At 63.9% G+C, this 16,702-nt stretch carries 18 protein-coding genes; 4 read left to right on the plus strand and 14 right to left on the minus strand.

The annotated features are described in order from the left end of the window. Positions 1-67 precede the first annotated feature (67 nt). Entirely contained in the window at positions 68-1,606 is a 1,539-nt protein-coding gene (locus AC4HIX_RS01570; RefSeq protein WP_490397610.1) for a LysM peptidoglycan-binding domain-containing protein, read from the minus strand. A gap of 124 nt (positions 1,607-1,730) precedes the next feature. Between AC4HIX_RS01570 and AC4HIX_RS01575 the strand changes: the two genes are divergently transcribed. Continuing rightward, positions 1,731-2,282, plus strand: a complete 552-nt coding sequence (locus tag AC4HIX_RS01575) for an LOG family protein (protein ID WP_490397611.1) — start codon at positions 1,731-1,733, stop codon at positions 2,280-2,282. On the opposite strand, the gene rarD is transcribed toward AC4HIX_RS01575, so the two are convergent. The 10 genes from rarD to AC4HIX_RS01625 all read right to left on the minus strand — a co-directional run bounded on the left by rarD (position 2,219) and on the right by AC4HIX_RS01625 (position 11,344). Then, a complete protein-coding gene (gene rarD / locus AC4HIX_RS01580; protein ID WP_490397612.1) occupies positions 2,219-3,130 on the minus strand; it encodes an EamA family transporter RarD in 912 nt (303 codons plus the stop codon). The two genes, AC4HIX_RS01575 and rarD, sit on opposite strands and share 64 nt — an antisense overlap. Positions 3,131-3,202: 72 nt before the next feature. Further along, entirely contained in the window at positions 3,203-3,658 is a 456-nt protein-coding gene (locus tag AC4HIX_RS01585; RefSeq protein ID WP_475051612.1) for a host attachment family protein, read from the minus strand. 4 nt (positions 3,659-3,662) lie between these two features. Beyond that, positions 3,663-3,857: a hypothetical protein gene (locus AC4HIX_RS01590; RefSeq protein ID WP_490397613.1), complete on the minus strand. Its 195-nt coding sequence runs from the start codon at positions 3,855-3,857 to the stop codon at positions 3,663-3,665. Between the two features lie 155 nt (positions 3,858-4,012). Further along, on the minus strand, positions 4,013-4,615 hold the full coding sequence (locus AC4HIX_RS01595) for a superoxide dismutase (protein WP_490397614.1): 603 nt from the start codon (positions 4,613-4,615) through the stop codon (positions 4,013-4,015). A 254-nt stretch (positions 4,616-4,869) separates the two neighbouring features. Then, positions 4,870-5,286, minus strand: a complete 417-nt coding sequence (locus tag AC4HIX_RS01600) for a hypothetical protein (protein WP_490397615.1) — start codon at positions 5,284-5,286, stop codon at positions 4,870-4,872. Positions 5,287-5,446: 160 nt separating this feature from the next. Further along, complete coding sequence (locus tag AC4HIX_RS01605) at positions 5,447-5,860, minus strand: hypothetical protein (protein ID WP_490397616.1); 414 nt, start codon at positions 5,858-5,860, stop codon at positions 5,447-5,449. A gap of 223 nt (positions 5,861-6,083) precedes the next feature. Further along, complete coding sequence (locus AC4HIX_RS01610; protein WP_490397617.1) at positions 6,084-6,650, minus strand: sarcosine oxidase subunit gamma; 567 nt, start codon at positions 6,648-6,650, stop codon at positions 6,084-6,086. Next, on the minus strand, positions 6,643-9,675 hold the full coding sequence (locus AC4HIX_RS01615) for a sarcosine oxidase subunit alpha family protein (protein ID WP_490397618.1): 3,033 nt from the start codon (positions 9,673-9,675) through the stop codon (positions 6,643-6,645). Before AC4HIX_RS01615 ends, AC4HIX_RS01610 begins: the two co-directional genes overlap by 8 nt. Before the next feature lie 49 nt (positions 9,676-9,724). Continuing rightward, a complete protein-coding gene (locus AC4HIX_RS01620; RefSeq protein WP_421055665.1) occupies positions 9,725-10,066 on the minus strand; it encodes a sarcosine oxidase subunit delta in 342 nt (113 codons plus the stop codon). A 33-nt stretch (positions 10,067-10,099) separates the two neighbouring features. Next, positions 10,100-11,344: a sarcosine oxidase subunit beta family protein gene (locus AC4HIX_RS01625; protein WP_421055664.1), complete on the minus strand. Its 1,245-nt coding sequence runs from the start codon at positions 11,342-11,344 to the stop codon at positions 10,100-10,102. 188 nt (positions 11,345-11,532) lie between these two features. Between AC4HIX_RS01625 and ccmI the strand changes: the two genes are divergently transcribed. The 3 genes from ccmI to AC4HIX_RS01640 are packed head-to-tail and all read left to right on the plus strand — an operon-like array spanning position 11,533 to position 13,478. Further along, positions 11,533-12,771: a c-type cytochrome biogenesis protein CcmI gene (gene ccmI / locus AC4HIX_RS01630; RefSeq protein ID WP_490397619.1), complete on the plus strand. Its 1,239-nt coding sequence runs from the start codon at positions 11,533-11,535 to the stop codon at positions 12,769-12,771. Beyond that, positions 12,768-13,241, plus strand: a complete 474-nt coding sequence (ruvX, locus tag AC4HIX_RS01635) for a Holliday junction resolvase RuvX (protein ID WP_490397620.1) — start codon at positions 12,768-12,770, stop codon at positions 13,239-13,241. Before ccmI ends, ruvX begins: the two co-directional genes overlap by 4 nt. Before the next feature lie 3 nt (positions 13,242-13,244). Further along, positions 13,245-13,478 carry a DUF1289 domain-containing protein gene (locus AC4HIX_RS01640; RefSeq protein WP_039169861.1) on the plus strand — a complete coding sequence of 78 codons (234 nt, stop codon included), beginning with the start codon at positions 13,245-13,247 and terminating at the stop codon, positions 13,476-13,478. A gap of 442 nt (positions 13,479-13,920) precedes the next feature. On the opposite strand, the gene AC4HIX_RS01645 is transcribed toward AC4HIX_RS01640, so the two are convergent. The 3 genes from AC4HIX_RS01645 to dusA all read right to left on the minus strand — a co-directional run bounded on the left by AC4HIX_RS01645 (position 13,921) and on the right by dusA (position 16,671). Beyond that, the gene (locus AC4HIX_RS01645) at positions 13,921-14,718 is read right to left on the minus strand and encodes a hypothetical protein (RefSeq protein ID WP_490397621.1); all 798 of its coding nucleotides are present in this window, start codon (positions 14,716-14,718) and stop codon (positions 13,921-13,923) included. A 10-nt stretch (positions 14,719-14,728) separates the two neighbouring features. Then, entirely contained in the window at positions 14,729-15,583 is an 855-nt protein-coding gene (locus AC4HIX_RS01650; RefSeq protein ID WP_490397622.1) for a sulfite exporter TauE/SafE family protein, read from the minus strand. An 86-nt stretch (positions 15,584-15,669) separates the two neighbouring features. Beyond that, positions 15,670-16,671: a tRNA dihydrouridine(20/20a) synthase DusA gene (gene dusA, locus AC4HIX_RS01655; protein ID WP_490397623.1), complete on the minus strand. Its 1,002-nt coding sequence runs from the start codon at positions 16,669-16,671 to the stop codon at positions 15,670-15,672. Positions 16,672-16,702 lie beyond the last annotated feature (31 nt).

The following is a 16,702-nucleotide window of genomic DNA, read 5'->3' on the forward strand; positions in this document are numbered from 1 at the left end:
CACCTGTTCACGGATTTGCGAGGGGCAGGCAGAAAAAACGCGCTGCAAGAGCGCGTTTTCTCAAGGCTTATTCGGGGATGGTGAAGACCTGACCCGGATAAATCAGGTCCGGATTGCGGATCGCGCCGCGGTTGGCCTCAAACACCCGCACATACAGGAAACCGCTGCCGAACTTCTCTTGCGAGATCGCCCAGAGCGTATCGCCCTTCTGCACCGTCACTGCCCGCACCAGCGGCGCCGGCTGCTCCGGGGCCGCATCGCCGCCTGGCTGCGGCAAGGCCTCCGGTGCCTCGCGCTTGAAGGGGGTTTCCAGGCGGCTCACAACCTTGCCGCTGCCCGGCTCTATCTCATCGACACGCAGCGTGTAGATACCGGGCTTCACGTCCGCCAGTTCCCCTTTCCAGCGGCCATCCTCGGCCGCGTCAAGCTCTGCCACCGGCGTATTGTCGACGTACACCCGAACCCGTGATTTAGGCCGGGCCCGGCCCGACAGTTCAACCCCGCCGGCGCCGTTGTAACTGATAGCATCCAGCGCCACCTCGTCGCTCAGCTCCGGATCGTCCGGGATCGCAGGCTGAACCACCTCGATCCCGTCCTGATCCGCGCGCAGCACGGCGACAGCCTGACCCTGCGGCTGCGGCGCAGAAGGGTCGGCGGCAACAGCGGGAGTTTCAGCCGCCGGTGCCAGGGCTGCCGCTACCTGTTCCCCGGCCTGATCCGCCTCAGCCTGGCCGCCCGGCGCAGAAGATGCCGCTGCGGTCTCTGCCGGATCGTCCGCCGCGTCTCCAACCCGTTCTGCCGGCAAGGATGCCACCGGGCTGACAGGCGCCAGAATGAAGGACCCGCCAGATGCGCTCTGCCGGCCATCATGTTCTGCCACAAGCGTAACGACCCGGGCGTCAGAACTCGGCGCAATCGTGGTCAGCGACACAAATTCGCCGCCAGCCGGCACGTCCAGTTGTTCCAGCACCTCTCCATCCAGCAGCACCGAAACCCGGACACCCTCCTGCGCCCGCCCTGCAATCACGGCAGCGCCGTCACGGTCCACTCGCACCAGATCCAGCTCCGGCGCTTGCAGGACAAAGATGTCTTCCTTGCTCTCGCCAGCTGAGGGCGCAGCGCCAGGCGCCAGCGCTGGATCGGCGGGCGCTATCAAGGCGGTTTCTTCCTCGCTCAGCTCCGATGCGGCATCGCCGCCCTGCGCCATTTCCCTTTCGTCAGAGCCGGTTGACGGCTCATCTTCAACTGGAACCGCCACATCAGCAGCCGCAACCGCCTCGGCCTCGTCTGCCTTGGGCTCTTGGGGAACCGCACCGCTCTCAACCGGTGCAATCTGCTGTGCAACGCTTGGGGCTTCAGCCTCCGCAGCTTCGGACAACGCCCGGTTTTGCAGCGGCTGGCCGGACTCCTCGCCATCGCCTGTAAACTCCACGCCGCCGTTTGCCGCCTGTCCGCCAGCCTGCCTGTTGGCGGGGCCGTCCCCCTGCTCGCTGGAGCCGAACACCCCAAGCTGGAACAGCACCACACCGCCCAGCACTACCGCCACCCCGGCAACAGCGCCAAGTGTGAGGGTCCCCAGACCCCCGCTTCCAGATGCGTCCGCCATGTCTTTCCCTTCGACGTTTGCGGAATGTTCCCTTCCGCTTAGTTGAGCAAACCTAGCAATCCCGCTATCACGGGTCAAAACACCAATTACGTTTCATCTTGAAATTCCAAGGAAAGGCTGGCCGATGAGCATCAAATCCGTCTGTGTCTATTGCGGATCGCGCGCAGGTGCGCAGCCCGCCTATGCCGAAGCGGCTCACGCACTTGGAACCGCACTCGCCGCAGGCGGAATGAGGCTTGTCTATGGCGCTGGTGATGTGGGGCTGATGGGCGAGGTCGCCCGCGCCGCGCAGCAGGCGGGCGGCGAAACCTTCGGGGTGATCCCCAGCCACCTGGAACGGCGCGAGGTCGGCAAGTCGGATCTCACCACCTATGTGGTTACCGAGACCATGCACGAGCGCAAGAAAGTGATGCTGTGGAACGCCGACGCCGTGATCGTGCTGCCCGGCGGGGCTGGTTCGTTGGATGAGCTGTTCGAGGCGCTCACCTGGCGCCAGCTTGGTCTGCATTCCAAGCCGATCGTAATCCTGAACACCGCCGGCTACTGGGACAAGCTGCGTGCGCTGCTGGAGCAGGTTATAGGCGAAGGGTTCGCCGGACAGGACCTGGCGGATTACTTGATCTGGGCCGATACCCCGGTAGCCGCCATCGCCGCCCTGCGCGACGCCCGCTCCTGACGCAGCGCCGAGACGGAGAACACCGCAACCGCGCTCCAGATCAGCGCAAAGGCGGCCCCGTGCCAGGGGGTGAACGGTTCGGCGAACAGCAGCACCGCCACCAGGAACTGCAGCGTGGGATTCAGATATTGCAGCACGCCGATGGTGCCCAGCCGCACCCGCTTGGCGGCATAGCTGAACAGGATCAGCGGCAGCCCGGTCAGAATGCCGGAAAACGCCAGCATGGCCGCATCCGCCGGGCTGCCCAGGAAGCCTGCGCCGCCGGTCATCCAGATCACCGTCAGCGCCACCGGCAGGACCAGCAAAACCTCAGCGGTAACCGACACTACAGGTCCCAAAGAAAGCTGTTTCTTGGCAACGCCATAGAGAGCAAAGCTCACACTCAGCACCAGCGGGATCAGGGGTGCTGCACCCAATCCAAAGGACAGCACCGCCACGGCGATCCCTGCCAGCAAAACCGCCACAAGCTGCGCCCGGGCCAGCAGTTCACCAAAGACCAGCCGCCCCAGCAGCACGCTGAGCAAGGGAAAGATGTAATAGCCCAGGCTCGCCTCAGTCGCATGGCCGGTCTGGACGGAGGAAATGAACACAAACCAGTTGAGCGAGATCATCGCCGTGGCGAAACCCAGCAGCAGCGCGCCGCGTCCGCTGGAAAAGGCCGCGCCAAGCGCTCTGATCCGCCCCTGCACCAGCAGCACACCGGCAAAGAACAGAAACGACCACAGCACCCGGTGCGACAGCACCTGCTCCGGCGGCACATGCGACAGGGCCTTGTAATAGATCCCCGACAGCCCCCAGACCACGCAGGCCGCGATCATCGCCATGACGCCCAGATGTGTTTCCCGCATGATTTGCCCCTGCCCTTGTATCTGCTGACAGACACCGGACAGGGGCGAGGGTCAAGACCCGGGAGTCAACCGTCAGGCGTTCTCAAGCGCCTCTTTCACCATTTCTTCTATCTTGCTGGTCTCGTGGTTGGTCAGGTTCTTCGCGACCTCCCCGACCACGCAGTCGGCAACTTCCTTGTGCAGGTTCTTGCGCAGCTCCCCCAGCACTTCCGGGGCTGCCACAAGCACCAGCCGATCAAACTTGCCCTTGTGGGCCATCTTGTACAGCCGGTCCGCCAGATCCGAGGCAAACCGCTCCTTGGCCAGCTGGTGCCAGTCGGTATCGTCTACAGCCGAACGGTGCACGCTTGGCCCGTCGTTGAACCGCCCCGGCCGGTTGGCCGATTGCTCGCGGTCAGAGGGGTTTTCCTGCTCATCCTTGCGCCGCACCTTCAGGTTCGGATTTTGCGCGTCCGTGGTGTTCTCCAGGAACAGCGCTTTCTCGCTGTCCGCAACCAGAACCCAGGTGCCCTGCGTCAGAAAGGTCATGATGTCATTCCTCCTCCTTGGATTTCGTCACGCGTGTAGAGCCCGCCGGGCGTTCCTTGGCCCGTTTCAGCTCGTCTTCAGAGGCGATGTCGCGCTGCAGTCCGCCGCCAGTCCGGCCTTGCTGCGAAACGCTGCCTTTCGCACCGGGGATCTCTTCCGTCTCGCGGCGTCCGTCCGTCGATCTCTTGCGTTCAGCCATGGGAGCCTCCTCGTGTTGCACATGTAGAAGTTCAACGCGCAGCAGCAGGCACTTGTTCCTGAGACAACCACGAAAAAGCCCGCGCAGCAACGCTGCACGGGCGGAATTCTTTTAATGCGGTGCCAGCTTCGAAACCGGCTTCCGCTCCTGCGGTCTTAGCCCAGGCGGGAGGCGACGTTTTCCCAGTTCACCAGGTTGTCCAGGAAGTTGGTCAGGTAGGCCGGACGCTTGTTGCGGAAGTCGATGTAGTAGGAATGCTCCCACACGTCGCAGCCCAGCAGCGCGGTCTGATCGAAGCACAGCGGGTTCACGCCGTTTTCGGTCTTGGTCACCGCCAGCGAGCCGTCAGCCTTTTTCACCAGCCAGGCCCAGCCGGAACCGAACTGGCCTGCGCCCGCGGCAGAGAATTCTTCCTTGAACTTGTCGACGGAGCCGAAGCTTTCGGTGATTGCCTTCTCCAGCTCACCCGGCATCTTGTTTTCGCCCGGGCCCATCATTTCCCAGAACTGGTTGTGGTTCCACAGCTGGGAGATGTTGTTGAAGATACCGTTCTGGGCAACAGCATTGGCGTCGTAGGTGCCCTTGATGATCTCTTCCAGCGACTTGCCTTCCCACTCGGTGCCGGCGATCAGCTTGTTGCCGTTGTCGACATACGCCTTGTGGTGCAGGTCATGGTGGTATTCCAGGGTTTCTGCCGACATGCCTTTGGCGGCCAGTGCGTCATGTGCATAAGGAAGATCGGGAAGTTCAAAAGCCATTTTGGGCCCCCTGTCAAAATTGTTTGCGTTCCTGCGCAGATACATGCTGTGTGTGCGCTATCAGGTCAAGAGGCCAAGCCGCGAAATCCGTGCAAGGCCTATGTGCAATTGCGCAGTGAAGGCGGCTGGACCGAAGACCGGCTGTGCGGCCGGCGCAACTGGCATGCGTACAGCTCTGCCGCTTTTGCCTCAACCAGCGGTGTCCCCCGCCGTCCCGCGGCTTTGCCGGACAAGGCAGGCCCGGCGCACGCCGCCTAGTCCTGCTTCACCCTGCATTTCCCGCGCCCGCGCGGCGCATTTGCAAAGCCGCTGATCACTCCCCGGATCGACAGCGTGTTATTGTCCATATTGAAGACAGCCGAGTACAGCCCGTCCACCTTGGTCCGGGCGTTGGCAACCGGAATGTCATTCAACCGCCACGCCAGGTCATAGGAATTCCCTTTCCGGTGCTCGACCTTGGCAGCCAAGGGTTCACCGGCCAGTTCCTGAATGTAAGCATCATAGATCTTTGCGGTTTTGGTGCTGTCTTCCCACAGCACCAGAACCCGCGGCGCAATCCAGCCCTTGTTTGTAAACATCTTGATGTCGCAATCATAAACGGTCTCAGCTGAGACCGTTTGACCAAGAAAACCTGCAGCCGCAATACAGCCCGCCAACGCAAAAGGTTTCATTCGCAAGTGTCCTCAAATTAATTCCCGGCACCGGAATGCAACCTGCTTGTGCAGAAAACAACCATGTTCCCGTAGGAGCCGGGCTTTGATGAGCTGCCTGGGTTGAGTTGGGGATTGTCCCGGCGCCGGCTCGCCTCCCGCTGGCAGTCTTACCCGCAGGCTAATGCAAAATGGCCTGGTACTGCGCCAGCTGCGACAGCGTCTCCAGCCGCTGACAGCTGCCTGAACCGCGCGGCAGCTGTGTCCCTTCCTCAAGCCGGATGGACTGAATGCTCATCTTCAGGTTGGACGTGTTCAGCACCGCCCGGAACCGCGGTTCGGCCTGCCCGTTTTCCAACAGAACGGCAAGCCCCGGCAATGACCAGCTGAGCGCGTATGAAGTTTCGCTGCGCTTGGCGACCTTGGCGGGAACAGACACGCCAAATGCGGTATCGGTGACCTCCGCCGAGGTAAAATCATCAGAGAACTCAACCGAGATCCGGCTAGGAACCCAGTCCTCCCCCGAGATCGGTTGCAGGTGGCAGCGGAAGCTGGCGCCAGCCGCGGCAGCCGCCCCGGCAAGCGTTAAAATCAATGCTCCTACCCCGCTGTTTCGCAGACCCATAAGCCGCCCCCTGAAACATCTTCACGCAGCCGGCTCCCCAGGCAGAGAACCGGCTGTAAAATCAAACAATTGCAATCACTGCAAAGGAAAGGTTCCAAGAGTGCCAACCGCCAAAAAAACAGTGCCCCGGAACAACTCCAGGGCACCGTAAATGACGCGGGATGGCGTCACAAGCAAAAAGCGAGTGATAATTTTAATAAACACCCACTTTACTTTGCGGATGGGCAGCTGCGCTCAGCAATTTGAACACATACTCGCCCACAGAGCGGAAGCAGACGATATAGAAGCTGCCATCCTCGTTCAGCCAGAACGCCCCGGCCACTTGCGCCAGGCGCGAGCGGCGGAACTGGCCGGGAGTGAAGGCCGCGGCGTCGAAGTCCACCGGGCTCACCTTGCCCAGCACCTCGCGCGCGCCCTCGCCCGACAGGCGGAAGAAGGCACGGGCGTCGGAGACGTTCACCGCCAGCGCATGCTCGCCTTTCAGCGCCTCGGCTACTTCGGCGGTCTTGGCAACCGCATCCTCATACGGCACCAGCAGCAGCAGCTCGTCCGGGGACATCCAGGCCGCTGCGCCGTTTCCGGCGATGGAGACAGTACCCCGGGCCGGAACCTCTGCGCCGGTGGCGGCTTTGACAGCCGCCTTCAGCGCTTTGGACTCCAGATCGCCGCGCAGGGTGATCATCCCCTGCAGGCCGGCGTCCTCGACCTTGGCCAGCCCGGAATACTGGGCGCCGTTCAGTACGGAAACAGCCTTAGACATTCTGCTTCTCTCCATCTTTGTCGTAGAAGACCGGGTCAACGATCTTGGCTTTGTAGGTCTTGCCGTCAGTGCCCGGGAACTCGATCACCTCACCCATGCGCTTGGGACCGTGCTTGACCAGGCCCATTGCGATGCCGCGGCCCAGGGTCGCGGAGTGATAGGTCGAGGTCACCCGGCCGATCATGTTGCGCTGGCCGTTGGCGTTTACGCCCTCGCCCACCGCATAGGCGCCGTCCGGCAGCACCGAACCGTCCACGGTTTCCAGGCCAACCAGCTGCCAGCGGTCCGGATCGACCATGTGCGAACGCGCTTGCGCACGCTTGCCCAGGTAGTCGTCCTTCTTCTTCGACAGCGCCCAGTGCAGCCCCAGATCCTGCGGGATCACGGTGCCATCGGTCTCATCGCCGATCATGATGAAGCCCTTCTCGGCGCGCAGGATGTGCAGGGTCTCGGTGCCATAAGGCATGACGCCGAATTCCTTGCCCGCTTCCATCAGCGCATCCCAGAACGCCTGGCCTTCGGAGGCCGCAACAGCGATCTCGTAGGACAGCTCGCCCGAGAAGGAGATCCGGTAAGCCCGTGCGTCGAATTCGCCGATCTTACCGTCGCGCCATTCCATGAACGGCAGCGCTTCTTTGCTGACATCCATCCCGCCGCCGGCTGCTGCGTTCAGCTTCTCCAGCACCTTGCGGGCCTTAGGTCCGACCACGGCGATCTGGGCGTACTGCTCGGTCACGTTGGCAACGTAGACTTTCCAGTCCCACCACTCGGTCTGCAGCCATTCTTCCATCCAGCCGTGGATGCGCTCGGCACCGCCGGTGGTGGTGTGGCAAAGGAAGGTGTCCTCGTCGATGCGGGCAACCACGCCGTCGTCCATCAGGAAGCCGTTCTCGGTGCACATCAGGCCATAGCGGCATTTGCCCGGCTTCAGCGTGGACATCATGTTGGTGTACAGCATGTCCAGGAACTTGCCTGCGTCGGGGCCCTTGACGATCAGCTTGCCGAGGGTCGAGGCGTCCAGCAGGCCGAGGTTCTCGCGGGTGTTCTTCACCTCGCGGTTCACCGCGGCATGACGGTCCTCGCCCGGGCGGGTGATCGCGAACGGACGGCGCCACTGGCCAACCGGTTCCCAATCCGCGCCGTTCTTGTCGAACCAGTCGTAGATCGGCGTCTTGCGCACCGGCTGGAAGATCTCGGCCCGTGCCTCACCAGCGATCGCGCCCAGCGAGATCGGGTGGTACGGCGGACGGAAGGTGGTGGTGCCCACTTGCGGGATTTCCGAGTTCAGGCTGTCGGCCAGAATGGCCAGGCCGTTGATGTTCGAAAGCTTGCCCTGGTCGGTAGCCATGCCCAGCGTGGTGTAACGCTTGGTATGCTCGACGCTTTCGTAGCCTTCGCGCGCAGCCAGTTGCACGTCGGAGACCTTGACGTCGTTCTGGTAGTCCAGCCAGGACTTCATGCGCAGCTGAATTTCCGCCTTGGCGGGCATCAGCCAGACCGCTTCCATGCGGGCCTCCTCTTCGGAGACACCCTTGGCAGCCGCCACGGATTTCGCCGGGAAGCCGGCTGCCTCAGCCGCCTTGGCACCAGCAGCCGCCGCGTCTTCCAGCAGCGCGCCCAGGCCGAACTCGCCATTCGCGGCACCGGCCGGAACCACAAAGCCTTCGCCATCCTGGTTCAGCGGCGGGCGGGAGGCATCGGGGCGGAAGTTGGCGTTCACCTCGTCCCAGATCAGCTTGCCGCCGCAGTGGGACCACAGGTGGACCACCGGCGACCAGCCGCCGGACATGGCAACCGCGTCAGCTTCCACTTCCTCACGCGCACCGCCTTCGCCGTTCTGGGCGCAGATGGCGACCTTGGTCACGCATTTGCCGTCCTTCACCTTGGCGATGGCACGGCCCAGCTCAACCCGGATGCCCTTCTCGCGGACCGCTTCCATCAGCGCGCCGCCGCCGGTTTCGCGGGTGTCGACCACGCGAACCACTTCGACGCCGGCGTCATGCAGCACCAGCGCGGTGCGGTAAGCGTCGTCGTTGTTGGTGGCAACCACGACCTTCTGGCCCGGAGTGATGCCCCAGTTCACCACATAGTCGCGCATCGCGCCGGCCAGCATCACGCCCGGCACATCGTTGCCCGCAAAGGACAGCGGACGCTCGATGGCACCGGTTGCGGTGACGATCTGGCCAGCCCGGACCCGCCAAAGACGATGGCGCGGGCCGCCCTGGCCCGGCGCGTGGTCGGTCAGGCGCTCATAGCCCAGGGCATAGCCGTGGTCATAGACGCCGGAACCCATGCAGCGGTCGCGCAGGGTGACGTTGTCCATCGCCTTCAGCTCAGCCAGGGTCTTCTCGATCCAGACCTCGGGTGCCTCGCCGTCGATGGTGCCGCCGTCGACCGGCGCACGGCCGCCCCAGTGGTTGTTCTGCTCCATCACCAGAACCTTGGCGCCGGAGGCCGCAGCCGCCTTGGCTGCCTGCAGGCCGGCAACGCCGCCGCCGATGACCAGCACGTCCGCGAAGAAGTAGAAGTGCTCGTAGGTGTCGGCGTCCTTCAGTTCCTTGTCGGGCGCAGCGCCAAGACCGGCGGACTTCCGGATGATCGGCTCATAGACGTGCTTCCACAGCGGACGCGGGTGGATGAACATCTTGTAATAGAAGCCGGCGGTCAGGAACCGGCTGAGCTTGTTGTTGATCGACAGGACGTCGAACTCCAGGCTCGGCCAGTGGTTCTGCGACTGCGCGGTCAGCCCCGAGAACAGCTCGGTGGTGGTAGCGCGCTGGTTCGGCTCGTAGCGGTCGCCGACCCCCAGCTGCATCAGCGCATTGGGTTCCTCGGCGCCCGACGCCACCACGCCGCGCGGGCGGTGGTACTTGAACGAGCGGCCCATCATCACCTGGCCGTTGGCCAGCAGGGCGGATGCGAGCGTATCGCCGGCAAAGCCCTTCATGCGCTTGCCGTTGAAGGTGAAGTCGATCTGTTTGGAGCGGTCGATCAGCCGGCCGTGCTTGGCAAGACGCGTGCTCATGGGCGCAGACCTTTCAAAAGAAAAGCGGGTGTTTCAGTCAGGCGGCGGATCATTTCTGGCCGTCCGCAAATTCGCGCCAGGTCCAGCCCGGGCGTTTGGCAGCGATCTTGTCCATGATCTCCTGCGTCGGCACGCTGGTCTGGGCGGTGTAGGTGCCAAAGACCTCCAGCGTCATGGTGCAGCGGGCGGCGTGGAACCACTTGCCGCAGCCGTTGGCATGGCGCCAGCGCTCAAAGTGAACGCCTTTGGGGTTTTCGCGCATGAACAGGTAGTCATGGAACTCATCATCCGAGGAGCCGGGGCCAAAGCGCTTCAGATGCGCTTCGCCGCCCGCGGCCAGTTCGGTTTCTTCGGCTTTGACGCCGCAATAGGGGCATTCAAGGATCAGCATGGTGCTTGCTCCGTAAAATTGAAGTCTGCAGCGTTAGTGCGCCACACCGGCGGCGACGCTCTCGTCGATGAACTTGCCTTCCTTGAAGCGCATCATCGAGAACTCCTCGGTCAGCGGCGAATGGCCGGTGGCCATCAGCTCCGCCATCGCCCAGCCGGAGCCCGGGATCGCCTTGAAGCCACCGGTGCCCCAGCCTGCGTTGATGAAGCAGTTCTGGACCGGGGTTTTCGAGATCAGCGGCGAGCGGTCGCCGGTCACATCCACGATGCCGCCCCACTGGCGCAGCATTTTCAGGCGGCTGACCATCGGGAAGGTTTCGACCAGCGCACGCACGGTTTCCTCGATGTGGTGGAAGCTGCCGCGCTGGGTGTAGTTGTTGAACCCGTCAGTACCGCCGCCGATCACCATCTCGCCCTTGTCGGACTGGGACATGTAGCCGTGCACGGTGTTGGCCATCACGACCACGTCCATGCAGGGTTTGATCGGCTCGGACACCATCGCCTGCAGCGCCACGGATTCCATCGGCAGACGGAAGCCTGCCATCTCCGCCAGAACCGAGGCGTTGCCGGCAACGACCATACCGATCTTGTCGCAGTCGATCGGGCCTTTGGTGGTGTCGACACCCACGGTGCGGCCGTTCTCGGTGCGCACACCGGTGACTTCGCACTTCTGGATGATGTCCATGCCCATGTCGGAGCACGCCCGCGCATAGCCCCAGGCCACGGCGTCGTGGCGGGCGGTGCCGCCGCGCTCCTGCCACAGGCCGCCCAGAACGGGGTAACGGGGGCCGTGCAGGTTGATGATCGGCACCAGCTCCTTGACGCGTTCCGGAGTGATCCACTCGGTCTGCACACCCTGCTGCTGGTTCGCATGCGCGGTGCGCTTGTAGCCGCGGATCTCATGCTCGGTCTGGGCCAGCATGATCACGCCGCGCGGGCTGAACATAACGTTGTAGTTCAGGTCCTGCGACATAGTCTCATACAGGCTGCGCGCCTTTTCATAGATCGCAGCCGAAGGATCCTGCAGGTAGTTCGAGCGGATGATGGTGGTGTTCCGGCCCGTATTGCCGCCACCCAGCCAGCCTTTCTCGATAATCGCGACATTGGTGATGCCGAAATTCTTGCCCAGGTAATAGGCAGTGGCGAGGCCATGCCCGCCCGCACCAACGATGACGACATCGTAATGGCGCTTGGGTTCCGGCGAGCGCCAGGCGCGCTCCCATCCGGTGTGATAGCGCAGGGCTTCCCGCGCGACAGCAAAGACTGAATAGCGTTTCATGAGCGAATCCGATGGTTCGTGTCTGATAGCGGGTATGCCTGAAACGCATGGTCGGCCAGTGCCGTTTATCGTCCTCTTTCTGCGTTATTGCGACATAACCTCATGACGCATTGCGGCATCCCGCGGCAGTTTGGCCCTTTTGTTCGCCGCCCCCCGCATATAGATGAAAACCAAACTTCGGAGACGGCATGGTTTTCTGGACAGTCACCGCCCTTATCGCATTTGCGGCAGCGCTGCTGCTGGCAATGATCATCATTCGCGCCCGTGAGCAAGGCGAACCCGCAGCGGCCTACGACCTGCGCGTCTACCGGCAGCAGCTGCGCGAGGTCGACAAGGACTTGGCCCGCGGAGTCATTAATGAGGGCGACGCAGAGCGCATCCGCACCGAAATCTCGCGCCGCATCCTGGCCGCCGACGCACAGCTGCAAAAGCGCAAGTCCGGCCCCGCCCAGCCCAGGTCCCTATCGCTGATCTCCGCAGTAACTACAGCGCTGCTGATCACGGGCGGCACCTTGGGCCTTTACTGGCAGCTTGGCGCACCCGGCTATGGCGACCTCGGCCTCAAGGACCGTATCCGACTGGCGGGCGAGCGCGCCGAAAACCGCCCCTCGCAGGCTGAGGCCGAGGCCGAAGTCCCCGCCCTGACGAACCCGCAGGTGGAGGAAGGCTACGTCAAGCTGGTTGAACAGCTGCGCAAGACCGCGGGCGAGCGCGAGAATGACGCCCAGGGCCAGGCGCTGCTCGCCCAGCACGAGGCCAACCTCGGCAACTTCAAGGCCGCTTATGAGGCCAAGACCAACTACATCCGCCTGGCCGAGGGCAAGGTCAACGCCCGCGACTTCACCGAATTGGCCGAGCTCAAGATCATGGCGGCCGGCGGCTATGTCTCGCCCGAGGCGCAGACCGATCTGCAGAAAGCGCGCGCCATTGACCCCACCCACGGGCCTGCCCGCTACTACTGGGGCCTGATGCTGGGCCAGATCGGCCGCCCGGACCTTGCCTACCGCGAATGGGCCGCAACCCTGCGCGACGGTCCGGCGGACGCTCTTTGGATCAAAGGCATCCAGGGCCAGATCGAGGAGATGGCCTTCCGCGCCGGTGTTGAGTACCGCCCGATCACCCCCGGCGGCGGCACCGCCCCCGCCTTGCCCGGCCCCAGCGCCGAGGACATGGCCGGTGCCAGCGAGCTGTCTGCCGAAGAGCAGCAGGAAATGATCCGCGGCATGGTCACCCGCCTGTCGGACCGGCTGGCAACCGAAGGCGGCAGCGCCGAGGAATGGGCCCGCCTGATCGGCGCCCTGTCGGTGCTGGGAGAAACCGACCGCGCCCGCACCGTCTATGAAGAGGCCCGCGGCGCCTTTGAGGCCGACGCAGAGGCGCTGGCGCTGCTGGAAACCATCGCTGCGCAGGCAGGACTTACAGAATGATCCACGACGCTTTTGAGAATTTCGCCGCCGCCCTGCCGCCGATGAGTGCGCTGATGGGGCTGGACCTCGGCACCAAAACCATCGGCGTTGCCGTCTCCGATCGCATCGGCGCCGTGGCGACGCCCCTGGAAACCGTGAAGCGCAAGAAGTTCTCTGTCGATGCCGCCCGCCTGCTGGAGATCATCAAGGCGCGCGACATCAGCGGCATCCTTCTGGGCCTGCCCCGCAACATGGACGGCACCGAAGGCCCCCGCTGCCAATCCACCCGCGCCTTTGCCCGCAATCTGGGCCAGCTCACCGATCTGCCGATCTCCTTCTGGGACGAGCGCCTCAGCACCGTGGCGGCAGAAAAAGCGCTTCTTGAGGCAGATACGACACGCAAACGCCGCGCAGAGGTTATCGACCACGTCGCGGCCTCCTATATCTTGCAAGGCGCATTGGACCGGATGCGGCATTTGAAGAACGGATGAATGATGACTGACGACGTTTGGAAACGGGACGAGATCCAGTCCCCCTGCATCAAGATCTGCGTCGTCCACCCCGAGGCCCGCATCTGCACCGGCTGCTACCGCTCCATCGACGAAATCCGCGATTGGTCCAAGATGACCAACGAGGAACGCGCCGGCATCATGAACGACCTGCCCGCCCGCGCCAGCAAACTGGTCAAGCGCCGCGGCGGCCGCGGCGCGAGGTTAAAGCGCAGCTAACGCGGCGCGCGGTGAGGTAACCGTTTGCAAATCATGCGGAATAAGCACTGACCCAATGTTTCGCGCGCGAAACATTCAGGCAGGATTGCTGACCTATTTCCAATGGGAGAACATCTGCTGCTTTCATTCCCAAACAAACTGCTTGTCATTGCGTCTCTCTGCCTCGGCAGCTTCACGATGGCTGTGATTTTCCGCGTAGCGCCTTGGCTTTTTTGGATCAGTTTCGGGTTTCTTATATTGAGAACACTCATCGAGACCGTTCTTTGGCTCAGGTGTTCGCCAGAACAACGGCAGCTGTTTTCGACTCCGGGCAGGCTGATGAACTACAACCACGCTCTCTCTGTGCCTGCCGAATGGACAGTAATGTGTTTTGCTTTCTGGGGAACACTCAAGTGGATCGGCGGATAAGAGGCGCGCCCTGACACAAGGCGCGAACTGCTGCCTACCCCTCAGCCAGCCACCCCTTGGTCCAATCCGCCAGCTCCGGCCGGAAATAGGCGATCATCCGGCCCTCTGCCGGCGCGCTTGCCCCCTCGCCCCAGGGCGCAACCCCGTGCAGGCACAGCCGGTGCATCAGATAGGACTCGCCGGGCTTGGCGTGCACCGTGATCCGCGGGCAGGTCTCGAACACCTCGGCGCGGGCAGCCGTGTAGGCATCGGTCACATCCACGTCCGCCCAGTCCGCAGGCGATACTCCCTCGAACGCGGCGGCAAAAGCGCGGCGCATGATCCTGTGGCTGCCCTCCCAGACCGACAGCGGCGCCGCATCCGGGCTGCTTTCATTCAGCGGAATGCCCAGAACCCAGGCATGCGGCTCCTCCACCTTGCGGCGGCGGTGCCCGCCGTACATCTTCACCCCGTCCACATGCGCGGCATCGCGCTTGACACGGTAGCGGAAGGCGGCCTCGCCCTCGCCCGGACGCGGGCGCGGATAGCCCGGAAACACTGACGACACCTGCGCCCGGTGCAGGTCCGGAATAGGGCCGAGGTTCTGCGTGATAAACTCCACCGGCGCCCCCGCCAGCGGCGGCCCATCAGGCAATCGGCCAAGCGCATCATTTGGCAGCGCATCGACGCCGATGAACCAGGTCCGCTCGCACTGGAACCACTCGGCGCAGGCCGGATCCTCCAGCGCGGCCACCCCATGCGGCAGGGCATCAGCCGCCCAGGCCGCGATCTGCGGATCATGGCCGAACCGCACCCAGCCCTTGTCCTGATACTGCGCAAACGGATCCTGCATCTTCATACCCTCAATAGCCAAAGGCCTTGCGCAGCATGTTGAGCGCCACCAGTACCAGAAACGCCCCGAACACCCGCTTCAACGGCTTCGGATCCATCGCATGGGCCAGCTTCACCCCCCAGGGCGCGGTGATGAGTGTCATCGCGATCACGATGAAGAACGCCACCAGATTGACCGCGCCGATGGTGAACGGCGGCCGCGCGGCCGGGTCCACCTCCAGCAGCAGGAAACCGGCAACCGAGGGCACCGCAATGATCACGCCAAAGCCCGCAGCGGTCGCCACCGCCCGGTGCACCGCCACCCCGTGCAGGGTCATAAGCGGCACCCCAAAGCTGCCGCCGCCAATCCCCATCAGCACCGACAGGAAGCCGACCGTAGGCGACAGCACCAGCCGCTTGAAGCCCTTGGGCATCGCTTCGGCCAGCCGCCATTCGGAGCGGCCCAGCCCCAGGTAGCAGCCGATCACCAGCGCCAGCCCGCCAAACACCCCTTGCAGCACGGTGGAGCGCAAGGCCGAGGCCGCCAGCACGCCCACCACAGCCCCAAGCGCGATGCCGACCCCCCAGCCGCGCAGGATCTCCCAATCCACAGCACCCTTCTTGTTGTGGCTCATGACAGAGCGCAGCGAGGTCACGATGATCGTCGCCAGGGAGGTCGCGAGGCAGATTTGCATCAGCTGATCGCCGCCATACCCCAGCGTCTGAAAGGCATAGAAAAACGCGGGCACCAGCACGATGCCGCCGCCGACGCCCAGAAGGCCGGCCAGAACACCTGCAAAGGCTCCGATCACCACCAGAAGCGCACCCATCTGCATCAGCAAGGCAGGCTCTGGCCACAGGGCGGCAGTCAGGGCAGGATCGGTCATGCGGGGCGCCTCCGGCTTTGGTTCACCGGCAAAGGGTTAGCGGCGGTTCCCCGCTTACACAAGGCACTAGCGTGTGAGGCGTTCCGTCACGCCGCGGCGCGGTTCTCCACCTGCGCCAGCGCCTCCTGCACCAGCTCCGGCCCGGCCCCGGTGCGGCAAGCGCCTTCGGACAGCATCCGCCGCCACTGCCGCGCCCCCGGCTTGCCCGCAAACAGCCCCAGCATGTGCCGGGTGATCTGGTTGAGCTTGGCGCCCTCGCTGAGCCGCGCCTCGATATAGGGCAGCATCTGCCGTACAGCTTCCCCTGCATCGCTCACCGCGCCGGTGCCGTAGATTTCAGGGTCCGCCGCACAGAGCACATCGGCGGGCTGGTGATAGGCCGCGCGGCCCACCATGACCCCGTCCAGACCACGGTCCAGATGCGCCTTGGCCTCCGCCAGCGTGGCAATGCCGCCATTGATCGAGACATGCAGATCCGGAAACGCCGCCTTCATCCGGTGCACCAGATCATAGTCCAGCGGCGGAATGTCCCGGTTTTCTTTCGGGGACAAGCCCTGCAGCCAGGCCTTGCGGGCGTGGATGGTCACCCGCCGGCAGCCCGCCGCGCGGATCTTCTCCAGGAAATCCGGCAGCACGTCCTCCGGCTCCTGCTCATCAACGCCGATGCGGCACTTGACGGTGACCTCGACGTCCACCGCCTCGCGCATGGTGGCCACACAGTCCGCTACCAGTTCCGGCGTCTGCATCAGCACCGCCCCGAAGGCGCCGGATTGCACCCGGTCGCTGGGACAGCCGCAGTTGAGGTTGATCTCGTCATAGCCCGCATCCGCGCCCAGCCGGGCCGCCTCTGCCAGTTCCACCGGGTCCGAGCCGCCCAGCTGCAGCGCCACCGGATGCTCTTGCGGATTGAACTCCAGCAAATGCAGCGCGCCGCCGCGCACCAGGGCCGGCGCGGTCACCATCTCTGTATAAAGCAGCGCTTCGCGGCTCAGCAGCCGGTGCAGATAGCGGCAGTGCCGGTCGGTCCAGTCCATCATCGGCGCGACGCTCAAACGCGCAGCCTGGTGCAGGGGGGCAAAATCTCTCATGCCGCGCCATATAGGCCCTGCGCCGCCGCCT

The sequence above is a fragment of the Leisingera sp. genome, from assembly GCF_982940295.1.